Below are 19559 nucleotides of genomic sequence, written 5' to 3' on the forward strand. Positions count from 1 at the left end.
TTGACTCGGAACTCATCATTCCGAATCAAGAGGTTTTTTTAGACGTGAATTGATAGACCACGTAATCGTTCGACGAGATGATTCGCGATGTTCGCGCCATGAAAACGTCCGTTTTCAATGAATATCTTATTGGCATCGTATCCTGCTGCAACGACGCCGGCAATATAAATCCCAGGAACATTCGACTCCATCGTCTCTTCATCATGACTCGGAACACCTGTCTTGCGATCGATCGCGATACCAGCATCAGCGAACAAGCCGACGTCTGGTGTATAACCCGTCATCGCAAATACGAAATCTGCTCGGACAGTCCGCTTGTCTCCCTCCACTCGGTAAACGACTTCTTGGTCCGTGATTTCCTCGATCATCGCGTCAAACACCATCTTGACCTTTTCCGAACGAACGAGTGATTCGAAGTTCGGCAAGACCCATGGTTTGATCGATGGACTATACTCGGGTCCACGATAAAGTACAGTTACGCGTGCTCCTGCTTTTTCAAGCTCGATTGCTGCATCAACACTTGAATTCTTCCCACCGATGACGACGACATCCTGATCAAAGTATGGATGCCCTTCCGTAAAATAGTGCGATACGTGGGGTAACGTTTCTCCTGGGACGTCCATTCGGTTCGGTAACCCATAATAACCTGTCGCAAGCACAACAGATCGTGCTTCTCGCTGTTTCTTCACTCCAGAGCGTTCTGAATGGATGATGAAGCGATCCGCCTGACGTTCAATGTGCTCGACCGTCTCAAATGGACGAATCGTCAACTGCTTTCGTTTGACGACTTCTCGATAATAGACGAGTGCATCGAGACGACGTGGTTTTAATTCCTTATTGATGAACGGCACGCCACCGATTTCTAATTTTTCACTACTTGAAAAGAACGTTTGATGCGTCGGATAACGATAGATCGCTTCAACGATATTTCCTTTTTCGAGCACTTCGACGTCTAGTCCTCGATCTTGCATTTCGATCGCTGCCGATAAACCACATGGTCCTGCACCGATTACGATACAATCTAACATTCGAATATCTCCTCTTCCGGTTGCTTTTTTTATATCTTAGCAAATCTCATCAAGAGACGAAAGAAATTGCAATAGGAAAACACCCGCTCCTCATCTAGAGGAACGGGTGATACGTATTTTTAACGTTTAATTAGACCCAACCACGGAAACGGGATGCTTCTGCCATTTTCCGCACACCTACCATATAAGCGGCGAGACGCATATCGACATTTCGCGTCTGTGCTGTCTGATAGACTTGGTTGAATGAGTTCACGAGGACCTTTTCGAGTTTCTCGTGGACTTCCTCTTCCGTCCAGTAATACCCCTGATTATTCTGTACCCATTCGAAGTAAGAAACCGTTACGCCACCACTCGAAGCAAGAACATCCGGAACGATCAAAATGTCACGTTCTGCAAGAATTTTCGTCGCTTCGTTCGTCGTTGGACCGTTTGCTGCTTCTACGACGATCGCTGCGTGGATATCATGTGCATTGTCTTCTGTAATTTGATTCTCGATTGCCGCAGGAACAAGAATATCACATTCGAGTTCAAGCAATTCTTTATTCGAGATCGTATTTTTGAACAATGTCGTAACCGTTCCGAATGAGTCGCGACGGTCCAGTAGATATGGGATGTCGAGTCCGTTCGGATCATGAAGTGCACCGTAAGCATCACTGATGGCGATGACTTTTGCACCTAAGTCATACATGAACTTCGACAAGAAGCTACCTGCGTTCCCGAACCCTTGAACGACGACGCGTGCTCCTTCAAGTGTAATGCCTTTTTTTGCTGCCGCTTCTCGGATCATGATTGCGACACCTTTCGCCGTTGCTGTTTCACGACCGTGTGAGCCACCAAGAACGAGCGGTTTTCCTGTGATGAAACCAGGAGAGTTAAATTCATCGATCCGGCTGTACTCATCCATCATCCAAGCCATGATTTGTGAGTTCGTGAAGACGTCAGGTGCTGGAATATCCTTTGTCGGTCCAACGATCTGACTGATGGCACGGACATATCCACGGCTGAGACGTTCGATTTCGCGGAAGCTCATCTCACGTGGATCACAAATGATCCCGCCTTTCCCGCCGCCATATGGTAAATCAACGATACCTGCCTTCAGACTCATCCAGACGGATAATGCTTTGACTTCGACTTCCGTCACGTTTGGGTGGAAACGAATTCCCCCTTTTGTCGGTCCAACAGCATCGTTATGTTGCGCACGATATCCTGTGAAGATTTTCGTCGAACCATCATCCATTCGCACCGGAATCCGGACTGTCAACATCCGGAGTGGTTCTTTAAGTAATTCATACATTTCGTCTGGATACCCTAATTTCCCTAGTGCTTCCTTGACGATTTCTTGTGTTGCTTCCAGTACGTTCTTGCGATGATTCGCATGTTGTTGGTCAGTAATCATTCCAACGTTCCTCCCCATAAGTGGCATCCCCTATGCCGTTTCCTTGTTCGGATAAAGTATACTCTTTTCTCGAACGTAATGAAAGGGGTTACACCCATATTTGTAAGCGCTTTCTCACTTCTTTTCCTAGGATATCAATGATTGGATTACTTGATTTGGGCGTGGCGTTCAATCGCTAATTCCATGAAATACTCGACCAATTCCGGATATTCGATACCAACTGCTCGTGCTCCGTCCGGGAATAAACTCGTTGATGTCATACCTGGCAATGTATTCGTCTCTAAAATAACTGGATTTCCGGACTCAGGAACAAGGAAATCTGACCGGGAATACCCAGCACAACCCAGTACTTGATGTGCTTTGACGGCCCACTCCTGAAGTATTGCTGTCGTCGTCTCATCTAGTTCGGCAGGGCAGATATGCTCTGAACCTCCGATTGCATATTTCGATTCGTAATCATAAAAGGCATTCTTCGGAATGATCTCGATGACCGGTAATGCTTTTTCTGCACCTTTATGACCAACGACTGGAACCGTCACTTCGCGTCCTTTAATGAATTGTTCGACGAGAACCGCATCATCGGCTTCGAACGCTTTTGCAATCCCCTCACGTAACATCGTCTCGTCTTGTGCGATTGTCAATCCATTCGATGAACCTTCTTGTGCTGGTTTAACGACACAAGGGAATTGACCATTCCATTCTGCGATTTTCGCCTCGACATCATCTTCACGTTCTAATAATACATCACGTGCAATCGTGATACCCGCTTTATCAAAGTGAACTTTTGAACGTGCCTTATCCATCGCAAGTGCTGACGCTAACACACCTGAACCTGTGTATGGAATATTCGCAAGTTCAAGTAACGCCTGCACGCGTCCATCTTCACCAATTTTCCCATGAAGAGCGATGACAGCCACATCTACATCCAGCTGGAAGAGTTCATGTGCTCGATCAGGATGGAAATCAACAGCCGTGACTTCATGTCCTTTACTGTTTAACGCTTCCATGATTGATTTTCCACTGTTTAATGAAACCTCCCGTTCACCTGAAGTCCCACCATATAACACTGCCACTTTCATCCTACTTCACTCCTTCTTCTTACGTTCAATGATTATCATACCATCCTTCTGACCACGAAAAAATACAAAATGGTGCCACTTCTGGTAGAAGATAAAAAGGTGCGACATTGCCTGACGAGGCAATGTCGCACCTGATGTTCTAAATGTGGAATTGTTCCGCAATCGTGGCAATGGCTTGTTTCGATTGAATCGTTTTTCCGTACTCTGACATGACGAGCGGACTTTTCGGGCTCGGTTCCCCGTATTCTGACAAAATCGTCGTCACCGTACGCTCGAGCGCGTCATTCATTCGTTCCTGGAAATAGAGATAATAGCTGCCTTCGAAGAAATAAAGACTACCGCCTGTCTCCGTGTACGACATATGTCGTAATAACCCATGGCTCGCTTGAATGACATCTTCGAGCGAATTCAAGGCATACAAGACATGATGGACGATGTCGACCGTCATGCGAATTTCGACTTGATCAAATTCGTCATTCATCTCTTCCGGTAGATCACCTTCACGACGCACATCAACGAGCATGCCGTCATTCGGAAAGAATGTGACGAAAAATTCGAGTGTTCCTGCTGCCTGAAAACCAAAATTCGATTCAGCTTCCTCTAATAAATTGCGCAATAGAGCTTGTCCCTTCCCAACGGCCAACGTTTCTGGTCGGACATCGTGAAGTGATAACTCTTGCTTCGTAATAAAGACACGAAGGTGTCCTTGTTTCATTTGTTCAAACCTCATATAGACTCCTCCAGTCAAGACCGGAAACATAGGTGTCTCCGTTCGCTATGAACCATACTATACACCAGATACCGGAGTGAGTCGACTTAACCAACTTTTCCACGATTGATCGTCCGCACCAAGTAAGTGTGGTCCGTATCGTTCCGGAAGCTGATCGACCGCGTATCCTCCAAGTCCAATTTCAAGATTCGGAAAATCAGCCATCAAACAGTCTAATGCTTCATCAAGCAATGGTAAATGATCGGATAACGTGCACGATAAGATGACAGCTTTCGGTTGCAATTGATGTGTCACGGCTACTAAGTCCGGCACCGGAATACCAGAACCGAGGAAAATCACATCAAAACCCGATTGCCGCAAGTAGAGTGTGAAGAAGAGTAGTCCGAGCTCATGTTCTTCTTCTGGTGCACAGACACAAACGATTCGCGGCAAGAACGGATTGATCGGCATCTGTAGTGATAACGTCGAAAGACGGGCTCTTAAGAAAGCTGTTGCAAAATGTTCATGCGCAATTGTAATCTCTCCTGACTCCCATTTCAGTCCGATTTCATGTAAGAGTGGACCAACGATATCTTGAATGACTTTATCGAAACTAAACATCGAGAACGCTTTATTCATGATGTCATGCGCGTGTCGTTCTTCGAAGTTCGTCAATGCACGGAATAACTGATCTCGTAGTTCGACTCCGTAATCATGGGGCACTTCAGCTCGATTGACAGGCATCTCATATAATTGAATTGCCTTTGAAACCGACAATCCTTCTTTTTGTTTATCGACGATCCAACGCAATTTCGCAACGTCACTATCACTATAAATGCGATGCCCGGATTCACTTCGATCCGGATCAAGCACTTGATATCTCCGCTCCCAAGCACGAATGGTCGTCGGGTTGAGTCCCACCAACGCAGCGACTGCTTTGATATTGTATTTCCCACGATCCATGCATCGTGCCTCCTTCCCCTTCCTTTCTAGTATACGCTGAAAGGAAAAAAATCTCCGTTCACAATGTGCCTTTACATCATGAAACCGATGGAGACGAAGGCGATGATGATCGTGATCATGAGTACCGTTAGCGTGATTGCTAGCGGATTTTTTCGAAATGGTTGCTTCAGTCGTTCATTTCGAACGTGTTCGATTCGCGAGGAACGTGGTGGTAAGAGTTGCTCCTCTTCGTTCTGATGTAACCGCCGTTGATCTTGTTTACTCAATGTTCATCACCTTTTCTTGAAAAAAATAAGGATATTTTCTAGTTTACACCGAATCTAGTGACGAAAAAAAGACTTGTTCTAAACGCTTTTTCCAATTTACCGTTTGAAGCACCTTACTCTTCACGGGATCCTGCCATTCGATCGTACCGCATATATCACAACAACGTGGCTGAACGATTGCCGGTTCATCAAAATGATGCAATAACATCTTACGGCGACATTCATTCCGGTGAATATAGTCCATCATCTGGCTGACTTCTCGTCCTTTGAGCTGTTTTCGTTCCACCTGCCATTGCATGATACGTTCCTTCGACCAGCCATTCTCAAGTTGCGATTTCAGTAACCGATATGCTGGATCTTCCGGATTGAGGTGTAGACGAGTCTCGATTTTCGCGTAGGATTCACCTCTTCTCACCCCTTGTTGTAACTGATCAATCCAAAGGACAGGCGCATATTGTGTCTCAATCAGAAAGGTTTGTAATTGTTCATCCTGAGGAGCATAAAGCAAGATCGCCGTCGCCTCTTTTCCGTCCCGACCGGCACGTCCGATTTCCTGCATATAAGCTTCAAGCGTCGCCGGCATCGTGTGATGGATAACTGTACGAACGTTTCCTTTATCAACACCCATTCCAAATGCGCTCGTACAAACGAGACAGTCCATTTCATCATGAAGAAACTGTTGTTGAACAAGCTGACGGTCTTCCATCGTTAATCCGGCATGATAGTAGGTTGCCCCTTCAATGATTCCTGCAATCCGTTCCGCTTCTTTACGCGTTGTCGTATAGATGACACATGGACGAACGATACGTGTCATCCAACGGTCGAGTGCTGCGTCTTTTTCTTCTCGATCGACGCGATCCACGATGTATTGGATTTCCGGTCGATTGACTGAACGACGGATGACATGCGGTTCTCGCATCTGCAATTGTATTCGGATATCTCGTTCGACAGCTTGAGTCGCTGTTGCGGTTAAGGCGAGGCACTGCGGAAAACCTAGTTCCCGGCGAATTTGCCCAAGTCTTGCATACTCAGGTCGAAACTCGTGTCCCCACTGCGAGATACAGTGGGCTTCATCGACGACGAATAGCGCGATGTCGACCTGTTTCAGACGAGCCCGTATTTGTGGTAACGCGAGTTGTTCCGGTGATAAGTAGAGATACCGTAGATGTTCGAGTACGGATAAGATTTGCTCTTTTTCTTCTCGCGTCTCAACAGATGTTAATTTTGCGACAGAACGTTCTCCCCGACGTTTGATTTGCATGACTTGATCCTCAATCAAAGAGAGCAGCGGAGACAAAATCAATGTCAGTCCCTCTCCTTTTACATACGAAGGAAACTGATAACAAACAGACTTTCCTCCACCTGTCGGTAAAATTGCTAACGTATCTGTTCCATTCAGGATGGATTCGATGATTTGGCGTTGTCCAGGTCGGAACGCTTCATAACCGAAATGTCGATGCAATAACGCTTCCATTAACTTCCCTCCCATTTACTACGAGCTAAGACCAATCGAATTTGAAAATAGGATACGTCTGATTGCATCACGCTTTTGATTCGCTTGAGCGCATAAGTTTTGAGTTGTTGTGCGATATGTCGAATTTCTTCTTGTTGAGCCGTATCAACGAAATGATCTAACGGAAAAGTGGGTGCATACATTGCAATTTCAACAAGATGGTCTTCCATCGTGCTATTTTTTAGACGTCTTCTGACCGCAACATCTTCAACAGTGAGTCCTTGTTGCAATAATTCCCAAGTCGTTTGAGCAGACTGCGTCATCTTCGGAGTGTGGAGACCGGCTCCGATTTGTTGAATGAGCGGTGTACTTTTTAAGTCATTGATGCATCTTCGCCAAGCTATGATAAATTCGAACTGGACCGTCTCGACATCTACCTTCATCATTCGTGCCAATTGAGGATATGACCATCCCGTTTGCACACCTGATAATCGATGACTGATCAATGTCGCATCTCGTTCCGGTAAGCGCTCAAGGAGGAGCGTCAATTCTTGATACATCTGCGCTAACCAATCTGCTCGATTCGAGATGGTCGGAAGAACACTCTTGACCCACTCCCGAACGATCGTCTCTTGTTGCACGGGAATGAATGGTTGTTGCGCTTCTAGACAAATTACCGTTTGAACGAGAAGACTGAGCCGTTTCCACATCATTTCAGCATATCCCCGAAGTTCACCACCAAGTTGATCAATGATTACTCCATCCGTTTGTCCTACTAGTCGAGCGCCTTCGCTCGTCAGTCGAAGTGTCTCTTGCCGTTCGATCCACTTTTTCTGAGCGAGTTCCGTTAAAACCGACTCGAATCGCTGTTTACTGACTAATACGGTACCGAACGTCGACTCTAAATCATAAAAATGAGCATCTTGAAGAGAAGTGGCTGACTTCTTCCCTTGAAAAACATGATAAAGACTCCGGTCCGAACGTTCGTCTCGAAGACGCTGAATCGATTCTAGAAAAATGCGCTCTAGTAATGAAATTTCCATCTGCCACGCTCCTTTCTGATATATAGTGTTTATCGATTTGAAGATGATACCTCATCCATTTTCTTTTCGTTACGTTTTAGACATACTGTTTGCGGGCATGTGATGATATATACATTTTCTGTTATCACTTACGCTTCGTCATTGAAATGCAACGATGAGTCCGATACAATGACATATAGATGAGAACAGCGTGTTTCAATAATGTTTTCGTATAGAGAGGAGACCGTTCAATGGCTAAATTTACGATTGTCGACAAAGATACTTGCATCGCTTGTGGTGCTTGTGGAGCAGCGGCACCAGATATCTATGATTATGATGATGAGGGTTTGGCATATGTCATTCTTGATGATAACAATGGTACTGCCGAAATTCCAGAAGCATTATTCGACGATATGATTGATGCATTTGAAGGATGCCCGACGGATTCAATCAAAGTAGCAGATGAATCGTTCGAAGGCGATGCGTTAAAATTCGAATAAGTGAATAAAAAAAGATGTTTCTTTGCGAAACATCTTTTTTTGTTGGTCTTTTATTCACGCGATATATCTATCAATCATTAAAAAAACCGGATGTCGCCATTTGGCAACATCCGGTTTCTAAGTGGTAAAAAATTTAGCGTTTTCCTTTGATATATGGTACACCAACAGCTTTTGGTGCATCCGCCCGACCAACGACACCAGCGAGTGCTAGGATCGTCAAGAGATACGGTGCAATCAATAGATACACTTGCGGAATTTGATCGAGTAACGGCAATTGCTGACCGATGATTGAAATCGCTTGAGCGAATCCGAAGAATAGTGCAGCACCCATAGCCCCGAGTGGATTCCATTTTCCGAAGATCATCGCCGCAATCGCGAGGAACCCTTGACCGAGGATCGTCGTCACACTGAAGTTCAGTGAGATTGATGTCGCATAAACAGCACCAGCAAGACCACCGAAACCACCAGAGATCATGACACCGATGAAACGCATCTTCGTGACGTTGATTCCCATTGTATCTGCCGCCATCGGATGTTCCCCGACAGAACGTAAACGAAGACCAAATGGCGTCTTGAAAATGATGTACCACGCGACGAAGGCAAGGATGATCGCGATATACGATGTGTAGTAGACGTTCGCGAAGAACATCTTCAGCACAGGAATATCGGACAAGAATGGCACGTTCTCTTTTGAGATTCGGTTTGGAATCGAATCCGTTTGTCCTTTTCCGTAAAGCGCCCGGACGAGGAAGATGGCAAGACCGACTGCAAGCAAGTTGATCGCAACTCCAAGAACCGTTTGATCAGCCCGGAAAAGGATTGCCGGAATCGCAAGGAAGAGCGAGAAAACTGCTCCGACGACAATCGCAATGAGCATCGCAAGCCAAGGACTCGCAGCACCCAAGCCCATTTTTGATAGCGTCAATGCCGTGACGACACCCGTGAAGGCACCCATGACCATTAAACCTTCTAACGCGATGTTAACGACGCCAGAACGCTCACTGAAAATGCCGCCAAGTGCTGCAATGATCAACGGAGCCGAATAGGCAAGTGCGATTGGCACGATGATATAAAGTACTTCAAGAAAGCCCATTACTGACCGGCTCCTTTCGCTTTTTTAGATTCTTTCTTAACTGCGAACTTCTCGATGACGAGACGAATCGCGTATCCAGAAGCCACGAAGATGATGATGAACGCAATGATAATTTTGATCAGTTCCGGTGGAATACCAATCTGTTGCATCGACAGACCACCGATATTGAGTCCTGCAAATAGTAATGCAGCGAGCACGACGCCGATCGGATTATTCGCACCTAACAAGGCAACCGCGATCCCGTCGAATCCAACACCAGTGAAGGACGCATTCAGCGTCATGTTTTGGAACGTCCCAAGACCTTCCATCGCCCCAGCAAGACCAGCGAACACACCTGAGATGACGAACGATAAGATGATATTGCGGTTAACGCCCATCCCTGCATATTCAGCAGCATTCTTATTGAATCCAACAGCTCGAAGTTCATAACCGAGTGTTGTTTTCCAAAGAATAAACCAGAAGACGAGTGCAGCGATGATTGCGATGAAAATTCCGTTATGAAGACGTGAGAAATCCGTGATCTCTTGTAAAAACGGCGACGCAAGTGATGCTGATTCCTTGATTGTCTCCGTCCGCTCATTCGTAATGCCGATGACATGACGTAAAATATCGTTCGTGACGTATAACGCGATATAGTTCATCATGATCGACGTGATGACTTCATGTACGTGGAATTTCGCTTTTAAGATACCAGGAATCGATGCCCAAAGCGCACCTGCTAAACCTGCTCCAATCAAAGCGAGTGGTAAATGAACAACTGTCGGAAAATCAAACTTGATTCCAATCCAGACTGCAACCATCCAGCCGACGAGTACTTGACCTTCGACACCGATGTTAAAAAGTCCTGTCCGAAAAGCAAACGCGACAGCAAGACCCGCGAAGATCAATGGAGCCGCCGCACGTAATGTTTCACCGATGCTGTACGGTTCGCCAAAAATACCATAGAATAATTGATCAAACCCAGCAATCGGATTATACCCACCAATGAGCATGACGATTGCCCCGACGACCATCCCAAGCACGATGGAAAGAATCGGAATGAGGATGCCGTAAAAACGCTCTAACTTCATGAATGACCTACCTCCTCTTTCTTACCGCCGGCCATCAGGAAGCCAAGCTCAATTTCGTTCGTTTCTTTCGGATCCAAGAAGGCCACTGTTTTTCCTTCATATAACACGGCAATCCGGTCAGAGACTTGTAGAATTTCTTCGAGTTCGAATGAAATCAACAAGACAGCACGACCTTTTTCGCGCTCAAGAACCAATTGTTCATGAATGAACTCGATTGCCCCAACATCAAGACCACGAGTCGGCTGAGCCGCAATCAGCAAATCTGGTGAACGATCGACTTCACGCGCGATGATCGCCTTCTGTTGGTTACCACCAGACAAGGCACGAGCGAACGTCTCTGGGCTTGGAGTTCGGACGTCGAACTTCTCGATGAGCGTTTTGGCTTTTTCCATGACTTGTTTATAGTTCATGATGCCTGCTTTTGAGTACGGTTGTTTGTAGTACGTTTGTAAGACCATGTTATGTCCAATCGAATAATCAAGGACAAGTCCATGTTTATGTCGGTCTTGTGGGATGTGACCGACACCTGATTCCGTTACTTTCCGTGGCTTCAGGTTTTTAATCGATTTGTTGTTGAGGAAGATTTCGCCACTGTCTGCTTTACGAAGACCTGTAATGGCTTCAATCAATTCCGTTTGTCCGTTCCCGTCGATTCCGGCAATTCCAACGATTTCTCCGGCACGAATGTCGAGATTCAACCCATCGACTGCTTTGATGCCACGACCGTCCTTGACGACTAGATTCTTGATATCGAGGACGAGTTCTTGTGGAGTTGCCTTGGAATACTCCGCATTAAAGTTGACTTCACGACCTACCATCATTTCAGCAAGACGCGACTGTGTCATCGTCTCATCAATATCGACCGTGCCGATATATTTACCACGGCGAATCGTCGTACAGCGATCAGCTACTTCCATGATTTCTTTCAGTTTATGCGTAATGAGGATAATCGACTTTCCTTCCGCAATCAAGCGATTCATGATTTGAATCAATTCTTTGATCTCTTGCGGTGTCAAAACAGCAGATGGTTCATCAAAGATCAAGATGTCTGCCCCACGGTACAACGTCTTCAAAATTTCAACACGTTGTTGCATTCCGACTGAAATATCCTCGATTTTTGCATCAGGATCAACAGCAAGACCATACTGTTCAGAAATCTGGCGTACCTTTTCACGCGCCGATGCACGATCAATCTTAATCCCTGTACGTGGCTCTGCACCTAAAATGATGTTTTCAGTAACAGTGAAATTTTGAACGAGCATGAAGTGTTGGTGCACCATGCCGATTCCAAGATCATTCGCGACGTTCGGACTCGTAATATTGACTTTTTCACCACGTACACGAATTTCTCCAGCCTCAGGCTGATACAAACCAAATAAGACGTTCATCAGCGTCGATTTTCCGGCACCGTTTTCACCAAGTAAAGCGTGAATCTCACCTTTCCGAAGCTGGAGCGTGATATTATCATTTGCGACGAAATTGCCAAACTCTTTTCTGATGTTCAGCATCTCAATGACGTATTCCAAGAAAATCCACTCCCATGTTTAGTTTAAAAGGGGAGTCGCAATGCTAGCGACCCCCGCTTTCATTATTATTTAAGTGACGCTTCGTACTCTTTATACTCGTCGTCAGTCGATGGAACTTTAATGTCACCATCGATGATTTGTTTTTTGTACTCTTCGACTTTGTCGAGTGCTTCTTTTGAGACATTGTCTTTTGAAGGAGCGATATCGACACCGCCGTCTTTTAGACCGAACTCAACGACTTTACCTGCTGGGAAGTTGCCGTCCTTCGTGTCTTTCGCGACTTGCTCTACTGCTGTATCCACACGTTTGACCATTGATGTCAATGTGACGTTCTCTGGCATACCTTCTTCGACTTGGTCACGGTCTACACCGATAACCCAAACATCTTCACCGTTCTTTTTACGGTTTTTCGCTTCTGTGAATACCCCTTGTCCAGTACCACCAGCTGCGTGATAGATGACGTCGACTTTTTTACCGTACATACCTGAAGCGATTGCTTGTCCTTTTTCTGCAGCGTTGAAATCTTCTGCGTATTGAATTTCGATTTCCGCTTTCGGGTTAGCCGCTTTAACACCTGCTTTAAATCCGCTTTCGAACTTTTTGATCAAGTCCGAGTTGACACCACCGACAAATCCAACTTTATCCGTTTTCGTCGTTAGACCTGCAACGACACCAACGAGGAACGAACCTTCGTTTTCTTTGAAGACGATTGAAGCGACGTTTGGTTTATCGACGACTTGGTCAACGAGTGCGAAGTTGTTCTTTTTGAACTGATCCGCTACTTTACCGATATCTTCAGCCATCAAGAAACCAATCCCGAGAATTAAGTCGTATTTTGCACGTGCTAATTGCTGAAGGTTCGGTTGATAGTCTGATTGTTTTGCAGATTGGAGATATTTATAGCCAGTACCTTCTTTTAAGTCATTGTCTTTCCCGAACTTTTGGATACCTTCCCAAGCAGATTGGTTGAATGATTTATCATCCACGCCGCCTGTATCTGTAACCATACCTACTTTAAAGCCTTCTGATTTGCTGCCGCTACCTGAATCTTTCGAATCGTCGTTGCCACCACATGCTGCAAGGACGGAACTCATTGCTAAACCTGTTGCTGCTAATGCGAGAAGTGACTTCTTTTTCATCTGGAAAAATCCCCTTTCGAATATGGTCATACAAAGTTCAAGACTACGTCTAGCACCTGAGGCTGGCGATGAGGAGCGTTACGTAGGTTTTGACGGGAAGCGCTTTCAGTATTCATCCTAAAACAATGGCTCACACACGTTTACGGATGACGTGGAAATCGAACTTATCTGCTCGGAAATAGTTCGCTGAAAAAAGAACGGAACGGTCGAGCTCATCATAATGCGTCTGACGCAAAGCGAGCAGAGGTTGGTCCGTATGTAATTGTTCAGCGATTTTCGGATCAATACGCGGCTCGATATGCGTCACAGCATGTGTGACACGTCGTCCGAGTTCTTTTTCTAAAGCATCAAACAATGATGTCGAAGAGGTGAACTGCTCTTCATTTTTAATATAATGGCTTGGAATCTTATCGATACAATAGACGACAGGAACATCTCCTGCGAGTCGGATTCGTTCGATTCGATATACCAATTCATCCGGACCAAGTTGAAAGCGTTCTCGGTCGCGCTCAGTCGGTTGGACCATCTCGGATGATAGCACTTCTGAGGTCGGAATCATGCCTGCGCGCGCGATCATCTCTGTCACGCTGTATAACTCCTCGATACCAGAAGTAAACGGTGGTCTTGCATTGATAAACGTACCGACACCGTGTTTACGGATGACAATGTTCTCATCTTCAAGAATTCGTAATGCCTCTCGAAGAGTAGCTCGACTGACGCCAAGTTGCTTTGAAAGTTCAAACTCTGAAGGGAGCTTCTCGCCTTCCTTGTAAACGCCGTCATCGATGTCTGACTTGATTTTTTCAATCACACGTAAATAAAGCAAACGATGATCTAGTTTAATCGACATGACGCATCTCCATCCTCTATCTAGTTGTAACCAGTGCTCAGACTTCTGACGTATGAGAACTCCAGCCAAGATAAGTATATGATGCTTAACACAATCCTGCAATCATTTTGTAACAGGTTAGAAGTCTGACTTCTGGCGCTTTTGTAACCCTTTTCATAACGTAATCAATAATGGAAGAAAATAGGGCATTCTACCTAAGAATGCCCTTTATCTTTTCAACGCTTATTGCTCAGGTACTTCGATTTTCCCTGAAACGACAGCCGCTTTTGCTTTCTCAAGCGCAGTCATCGTCTTCTTCGAGATTTTTTCAGATGGGACGATATCAACGCCGTCTTCTTTCAGACCATAACGAACCGTTTTACCACCTTCGAGTTTTCCATCTTTCGCTGCGTTAGCTGTATCTTCAACTGCGCGGTCGACACGTTTGATGACCGATGTTAACGTCACGTCTTCCGGCATACCTTCTTCTTTTTGATCACGGTCGACACCGATGACCGATACATCTTCTCCATTTTTCTTACGGTTCTTCGCTTCTGTGAAGACACCATTTCCTGTACCGCCTGCTGCTGGGAAGATGATATCCGCTCCTTTACCGTACATGCCGGCTGCGATGGCTTGACCTTTTTCAGGTGCTGCGAAGTCCTCTGCGTACTGAACATCGATTTTGATTTTTGGATTGACGGATTTCGCTCCAGCTTCGAAACCAGCTCGGAACCGCTCGATGACGTCCATTTTCATGCCACCGACGAAACCGATGTGATCTTTTTTCGTCTCCATAGCAGCAACGATCCCTGCAAGATACGCCCCTTCATTTTCCTTAAATGTGATCGATGTGACGTTTTTCCCTTCAACGACATTATCAACGATTGCAAATTGTGTATCCTTGAATTGATCTGCTACGGTTTTAACATCTTCATTGAATGTATTCCCGATACCGAAAACGAGATCTTCTCCACCACGTGCAAGACGTGACAAGTTCGGTTGATAATCTTGTTGTGATTTAGACTGTAAATAAGAGAACCCTTCATTTTGCTTGAGTTTGTTATCTTTACCGTACGCTTGCAGACCTTCCCAGGCTGATTGGTTGAACGATTTATCATCGATTCCACCTTTATCCGCTACCATAGCGACAGAGAACTGATCTTTTTGGTCAGCTTTCTCACCTGAACCACCGCAGGCTGCAAGTCCAACTGTTGCTACTGACATCATCGATACGATTACCTGTTTTTTCTTCATATCATCCATCTCCTCTGCATTTATGAGAGCGCTTTCATTATCTATTTGTGAAAAAGTCGCTCCCAGCCCTCATGTTGAAGGTCGGTCACTCATATGTCTGAGTATGCCAAAAAAAATATTGAAAATCAACAGACGTCTGACAACTATTTTCATGAAAGCGATTTTATTTTATTTTTGTCTTTTTTCCTTCCTTTCATTTCTAATTTTCTCATCTCATATACGACTCCTGTGTCATTTTTTTGAGCACATTATACGCGCATCCATATATATCCATTATTTTAATAAAAAAGAATCACGGTGGATACCGTGATTCTTGATTAACGTCCCATGACGCGGCGTGGTTTTGATCCTTCAGAAGGACCAATCAGACCATTTTCTTCTAGAGCATCAATCAACCGGGCAGCTCGGTTGTAGCCGATACGATACTTTCGTTGAATCATCGACGTCGATGCCGTCTCTTGGGTCAGAATGAACTGGACGACCTCATCATAGAGTGAGTCATCGACCTCTGTTTCACCTTCAGGTACATCTTTTGGAATCATCGCTTCAACATACTGCGCTTTTTGTTGACTGATGACATGATTGACAACCTTCTCGACTTCTTCGTCTGATAAGAACGCACCTTGTACACGGACGGGTTTGTTCATGCCGTTACCGAGCAACAACATATCCCCTCGTCCAAGCAATTTATCAGCGCCTCCCGTATCAAGGATCGTCCGTGAATCCGTCGCACTCGACACACTGAAGGCGATACGTGACGGAATATTCGCTTTGATGACACCAGTGATGATATCAACACTTGGTCGCTGGGTCGCGATAACCATGTGAATCCCAGCTGCTCGCGCCATTTGTGCAAGTCGCATGATTGCATCTTCAACTTCGTTTGACGCGACCATCATCAAGTCGGCTAACTCATCAACGATGACGACAATATACGGTAATCGTTGATGCACTTTTTCCTCTGCGTTCATCTTATCGATTAGTGCATTGTAGCCTTCGATGTTGCGCGCTCCGTTTTGACTGAAAATCTCATAACGACGTTCCATTTCCGAGACGACCTGTTTTAACGCCTGCGCCGCCTTTTTCGGATCGGTGACGACCGGTGCCAAAAGATGAGGAATACCGTTGTAGACGTTTAATTCGACCATTTTCGGGTCAATCATCATCAGGCGGACTTCATCCGGTCGAGCTCGCATCAAAATTGAGACGATCATCCCGTTAATGCAGACCGATTTACCGGAACCGGTCGAACCGGCAACTAAGACGTGTGGCATCTTATTCAGCTTTGCTGTCACCGTCTCACCAGAAATGCTTCGTCCGAGTGCGACGAGCAAACGATCATTGTCGGATTGAACGCTCTCCGCTCCTAACACTTCTCGAAGTGATACCATGGCGACTTCACGGTTTGGCACCTCGATTCCGACAGCCGCTTTACCAGGAATCGGTGCTTCGATTCGAATATCTTTCGCCGCTAACGCAAGCGCTAAATCATCGGCGAGTCCTGTGATCCGACTAAGCTTGATACCTTGTTTTGGTTCAATCTCATACTTCGTGACACTTGGTCCGAGATGAATCTTCAACACTTTCGCTCCGATTCCGAACGATTTTAAGGTCGCAATCAATTTCGTCGCATTATCCTTTAGTCGCTTATTCTCACCCGATAAGTCTTTGGACGTCGGCTCTGCTAATAAATCAAGCGACGGCAATTGATATCCGTCCGGTGTCTCCGTCATCGTCAGTGGTCCTTGTGTCTCCGCTGCTTGCGGTTCAACGTGATCCGTAAAGCCGATAATTGGAACGTCTTGAATGTTGACCGAAGGATCCTCTGCTTCTTGCTCTGTTTCGATTGGTTCCTCAACAGTTGCTGGTCGCAACGTCTTTGCTTTTTTCTCGCGGACCGGTTTCGGTGTCAGGTCTTTTTCGATCCGAGAACGAGGTGTCCGTTCACGATTACGAAATTCTTCTGCGCGTTCCCGCAGTCCAAGCCATAGCTCTCCATAAAATGAAGGGTGTAGTAGATGAACAGCTGCGCCGATGAAGAACAGACCAATCAAGAAGGCACCGCTACTTGAAATGTAATATGCTGCGTTTTGATAGAGCCATCCATTGAGAATACCACGCGGTGCTCCGAGCATTAGATCAATCCAGACGACTGAACCCATTAGTAGCATCGACCATGCCCATTTCTGAGCCCGTGACGCGTTCGATAGTAGCAAGAGTAGCACGGCACCTATCCCGCCGTATAATAAGGAACCGAACTGACCGATTAATCGTTCTCCTCCATCAGCTAGCGTCAGTCCGACTTTCCCGAATTCCCCAAATGCGAGAACGAAGGCAAGTAGTGAAACGATTGCGATGATGGTCGCATATGTACGATACGCAATCGGCTGACGTTGTTTCTTCGCTGCCGGTCGTTTCCGTGGCGGCGTTTTTTTTCGTACGGTTTTTCGTTTCGTCGTCGCCATACGTCATCCCTCCTGATAAAAAAACGGCTCAGTGGACCAGGTATTGGTCAATCTGAGCCGCTCGTTTGTTAAATCTCCATGATGATTGGAAGAATCATCGGGCGGCGTTTCGTCTGTTCATAGAGATAAGCACTGAGTTTATCTCGAATCAACGACTTCATCTCCGTCCAATCCAATTCTCCGTTTAATTTACCTTGTAGTTGTTTCGCGACGATTCGGTTCGCTTCATTGATCATATCTTCTGATTCACGCATATAGACGAATCCGCGAGAAATGATTTCGGGTCCCGAGACGATCGTTTTGTTTTTTCGGCTAATCGTAATGACACAGAGGACGACACCATCTTGTGACAACAAGCGACGATCACGAAGGACGATGTTTCCGACATCACCAACACCGATTCCGTCGATCAAGACGTTTCCGGCGTTCACTTTGCGTGACATCCGTGCTTTACGCTTCTCAAACTCAACGACATCTCCATTCTCGATGATGAAGATATTGTTCGCATTGACGCCAACCGTCTGTGCGAGACGACTGTGTGCCTTTTGCATCCGGAATTCTCCGTGAATCGGTAGGAAGAATTTCGGTTTGATCAAGTTGAGCATCAGCTTCAGATCTTCCGCATGACCGTGACCGGAAACGTGTACTTTCCGTTGGTTGTAGATAACATTCGCACCCGCACGGAATAAGAGATCGATCGTTTTCGAAACCGACTTCTCGTTACCTGGAATTGGGGAAGCCGCGACGACAACCGTATCATTCAAGCGAATATTGACTTGCTTGTGTGCGTTACGTGCCATTCGTGTCAAGGCTGCCATTGGCTCACCTTGAGATCCTGTCGTCAAGATGACGACTTGGTTATCATCGAGGCGATTGATGTCAGATAGATCAATCAATGTTTTCTGCTTGAAGCGTAAGTAATTCAAACGCTGTGCCACTTCAACGTTGTTGACCATGCTACGACCGACGACCGCTACTTTTCGATTGTTCGCTTCTGCTGCTGCAAACACTTGTTGTAGACGATGAATGTTCGAAGCGAATGAAGCTACAATCACACGACCCGGTGCTTCATAAATGACGTCGTTCAATTCAGAACCGACAATCGATTCTGACCCAGACATCCCTGGTCGCTCTGCATTCGTCGAGTCAGACAGCAAGCACAGTACGCCCCGTTGACCAATCGCTGCAATTTTCCCGAAGTCTGCTTGTTTTCCATCGACTGGTGTGTAATCGAACTTGAAATCCCCCGTATGAACGATGGCACCTTGAGACGTTTGAATACAAACCCCAACTGCATCCGGAATCGAGTGGTTGACCCGGAAGAACGTAATAAAATGACCTGCAACGGTTAATTTCGTCTTGGCATCAATTGGACGAAGATCTGCCTTTTTCAATAAACCGGCTTCTTTTAATTTGTGTTCAATCAAACCGAGCGTCAAACGTGTTCCGTAAACAGGTACCTTCAAGTCACGCAAGACGTAACTGAGTGCCCCGATATGATCCTCGTGACCATGGGTAATGAAAATCCCTTGAATCCGCTCTTTGTTTTCTTTTAAATAACTGATGTCTGGAATGACTTTATCGATTCCAAGCATCTCATCTCCTGGGAACATCAACCCGGCATCGATGACGAAGATGTCCTCGTCGAGTTCGACGACGTACATGTTCTTACCGATCTCACCGGCGCCACCAAGAGCAAAGACGCTTACTTTTTCCGTCTTCTTCTTTGACACGACATGACCTCCTATAATTCATATTCACTTT

The 19559-nt window shown here is 45.8% G+C and carries 17 protein-coding genes; 1 reads left to right on the forward strand and 16 read right to left on the reverse strand.

Going from position 1 to position 19559, the window contains the following annotated elements:
• Positions 1–38 precede the first annotated feature (38 nt).
• The 8 genes from Q7C19_RS06325 to Q7C19_RS06360 all read right to left on the reverse strand — a co-directional run bounded on the left by Q7C19_RS06325 (position 39) and on the right by Q7C19_RS06360 (position 7937).
• Complete coding sequence (locus Q7C19_RS06325) at positions 39–1028, reverse strand: YpdA family putative bacillithiol disulfide reductase (protein WP_056062188.1); 990 nt, start codon at positions 1026–1028, stop codon at positions 39–41.
• 130 nt (positions 1029–1158) lie between these two features.
• Positions 1159–2424 carry a Glu/Leu/Phe/Val family dehydrogenase gene (locus Q7C19_RS06330; protein WP_035407132.1) on the reverse strand — a complete coding sequence of 422 codons (1266 nt, stop codon included), beginning with the start codon at positions 2422–2424 and terminating at the stop codon, positions 1159–1161.
• Positions 2425–2570: 146 nt separating this feature from the next.
• Positions 2571–3503 (reverse strand): D-alanine--D-alanine ligase, encoded by a 933-nt coding sequence (locus tag Q7C19_RS06335; RefSeq protein ID WP_056062191.1) that lies wholly within the window; start codon positions 3501–3503, stop codon positions 2571–2573.
• Positions 3504–3642: 139 nt separating this feature from the next.
• The gene (locus Q7C19_RS06340) at positions 3643–4233 is read right to left on the reverse strand and encodes an adaptor protein MecA (protein WP_035407127.1); all 591 of its coding nucleotides are present in this window, start codon (positions 4231–4233) and stop codon (positions 3643–3645) included.
• 57 nt (positions 4234–4290) lie between these two features.
• Positions 4291–5175 carry a MerR family transcriptional regulator gene (locus tag Q7C19_RS06345; RefSeq protein ID WP_035407123.1) on the reverse strand — a complete coding sequence of 295 codons (885 nt, stop codon included), beginning with the start codon at positions 5173–5175 and terminating at the stop codon, positions 4291–4293.
• A gap of 71 nt (positions 5176–5246) precedes the next feature.
• Complete coding sequence (locus Q7C19_RS06350; protein WP_035407120.1) at positions 5247–5441, reverse strand: hypothetical protein; 195 nt, start codon at positions 5439–5441, stop codon at positions 5247–5249.
• 43 nt (positions 5442–5484) lie between these two features.
• Positions 5485–6915 (reverse strand): RecQ family ATP-dependent DNA helicase, encoded by a 1431-nt coding sequence (locus Q7C19_RS06355; protein ID WP_375091885.1) that lies wholly within the window; start codon positions 6913–6915, stop codon positions 5485–5487.
• On the reverse strand, positions 6915–7937 hold the full coding sequence (locus Q7C19_RS06360; RefSeq protein WP_375091886.1) for a YpbB family protein: 1023 nt from the start codon (positions 7935–7937) through the stop codon (positions 6915–6917). The genes Q7C19_RS06355 and Q7C19_RS06360 overlap by 1 nt, the downstream gene beginning before the upstream one ends.
• A gap of 230 nt (positions 7938–8167) precedes the next feature.
• On the opposite strand from Q7C19_RS06360, the gene Q7C19_RS06365 reads away from it, so the two are divergent.
• Positions 8168–8416: a ferredoxin gene (locus Q7C19_RS06365; protein ID WP_029342027.1), complete on the forward strand. Its 249-nt coding sequence runs from the start codon at positions 8168–8170 to the stop codon at positions 8414–8416.
• A 133-nt stretch (positions 8417–8549) separates the two neighbouring features.
• Here the strand turns inward: Q7C19_RS06365 and Q7C19_RS06370 are convergent, their stop codons facing one another.
• From Q7C19_RS06370 to Q7C19_RS06405, 8 genes are all read right to left on the reverse strand, one after another.
• On the reverse strand, positions 8550–9509 hold the full coding sequence (locus Q7C19_RS06370; protein ID WP_035407114.1) for an ABC transporter permease: 960 nt from the start codon (positions 9507–9509) through the stop codon (positions 8550–8552).
• On the reverse strand, positions 9509–10579 hold the full coding sequence (locus Q7C19_RS06375) for an ABC transporter permease (RefSeq protein ID WP_375091887.1): 1071 nt from the start codon (positions 10577–10579) through the stop codon (positions 9509–9511). The genes Q7C19_RS06370 and Q7C19_RS06375 overlap by 1 nt, the downstream gene beginning before the upstream one ends.
• Positions 10576–12105: an ABC transporter ATP-binding protein gene (locus Q7C19_RS06380; RefSeq protein WP_035407107.1), complete on the reverse strand. Its 1530-nt coding sequence runs from the start codon at positions 12103–12105 to the stop codon at positions 10576–10578. The genes Q7C19_RS06375 and Q7C19_RS06380 overlap by 4 nt, the downstream gene beginning before the upstream one ends.
• Positions 12106–12170: 65 nt before the next feature.
• Positions 12171–13244: a BMP family lipoprotein gene (locus tag Q7C19_RS06385; protein WP_035407104.1), complete on the reverse strand. Its 1074-nt coding sequence runs from the start codon at positions 13242–13244 to the stop codon at positions 12171–12173.
• Positions 13245–13374: 130 nt separating this feature from the next.
• Positions 13375–14094, reverse strand: a complete 720-nt coding sequence (locus tag Q7C19_RS06390) for a GntR family transcriptional regulator (protein ID WP_035407101.1) — start codon at positions 14092–14094, stop codon at positions 13375–13377.
• Between the two features lie 222 nt (positions 14095–14316).
• The gene (locus Q7C19_RS06395; protein WP_290751301.1) at positions 14317–15330 is read right to left on the reverse strand and encodes a BMP family lipoprotein; all 1014 of its coding nucleotides are present in this window, start codon (positions 15328–15330) and stop codon (positions 14317–14319) included.
• A 317-nt stretch (positions 15331–15647) separates the two neighbouring features.
• Complete coding sequence (locus tag Q7C19_RS06400) at positions 15648–17795, reverse strand: DNA translocase FtsK (protein WP_308101737.1); 2148 nt, start codon at positions 17793–17795, stop codon at positions 15648–15650.
• Positions 17796–17863: 68 nt separating this feature from the next.
• On the reverse strand, positions 17864–19528 hold the full coding sequence (locus Q7C19_RS06405; protein WP_023468670.1) for a ribonuclease J: 1665 nt from the start codon (positions 19526–19528) through the stop codon (positions 17864–17866).
• Between the last annotated feature and the right edge of the window lie 31 nt (positions 19529–19559).

Origin of the sequence: Exiguobacterium sp. PHA03 (assembly GCF_041945985.1) — a bacterium.
In the GTDB taxonomy this organism is placed as follows: domain Bacteria; phylum Bacillota; class Bacilli; order Exiguobacteriales; family Exiguobacteriaceae; genus Exiguobacterium_A.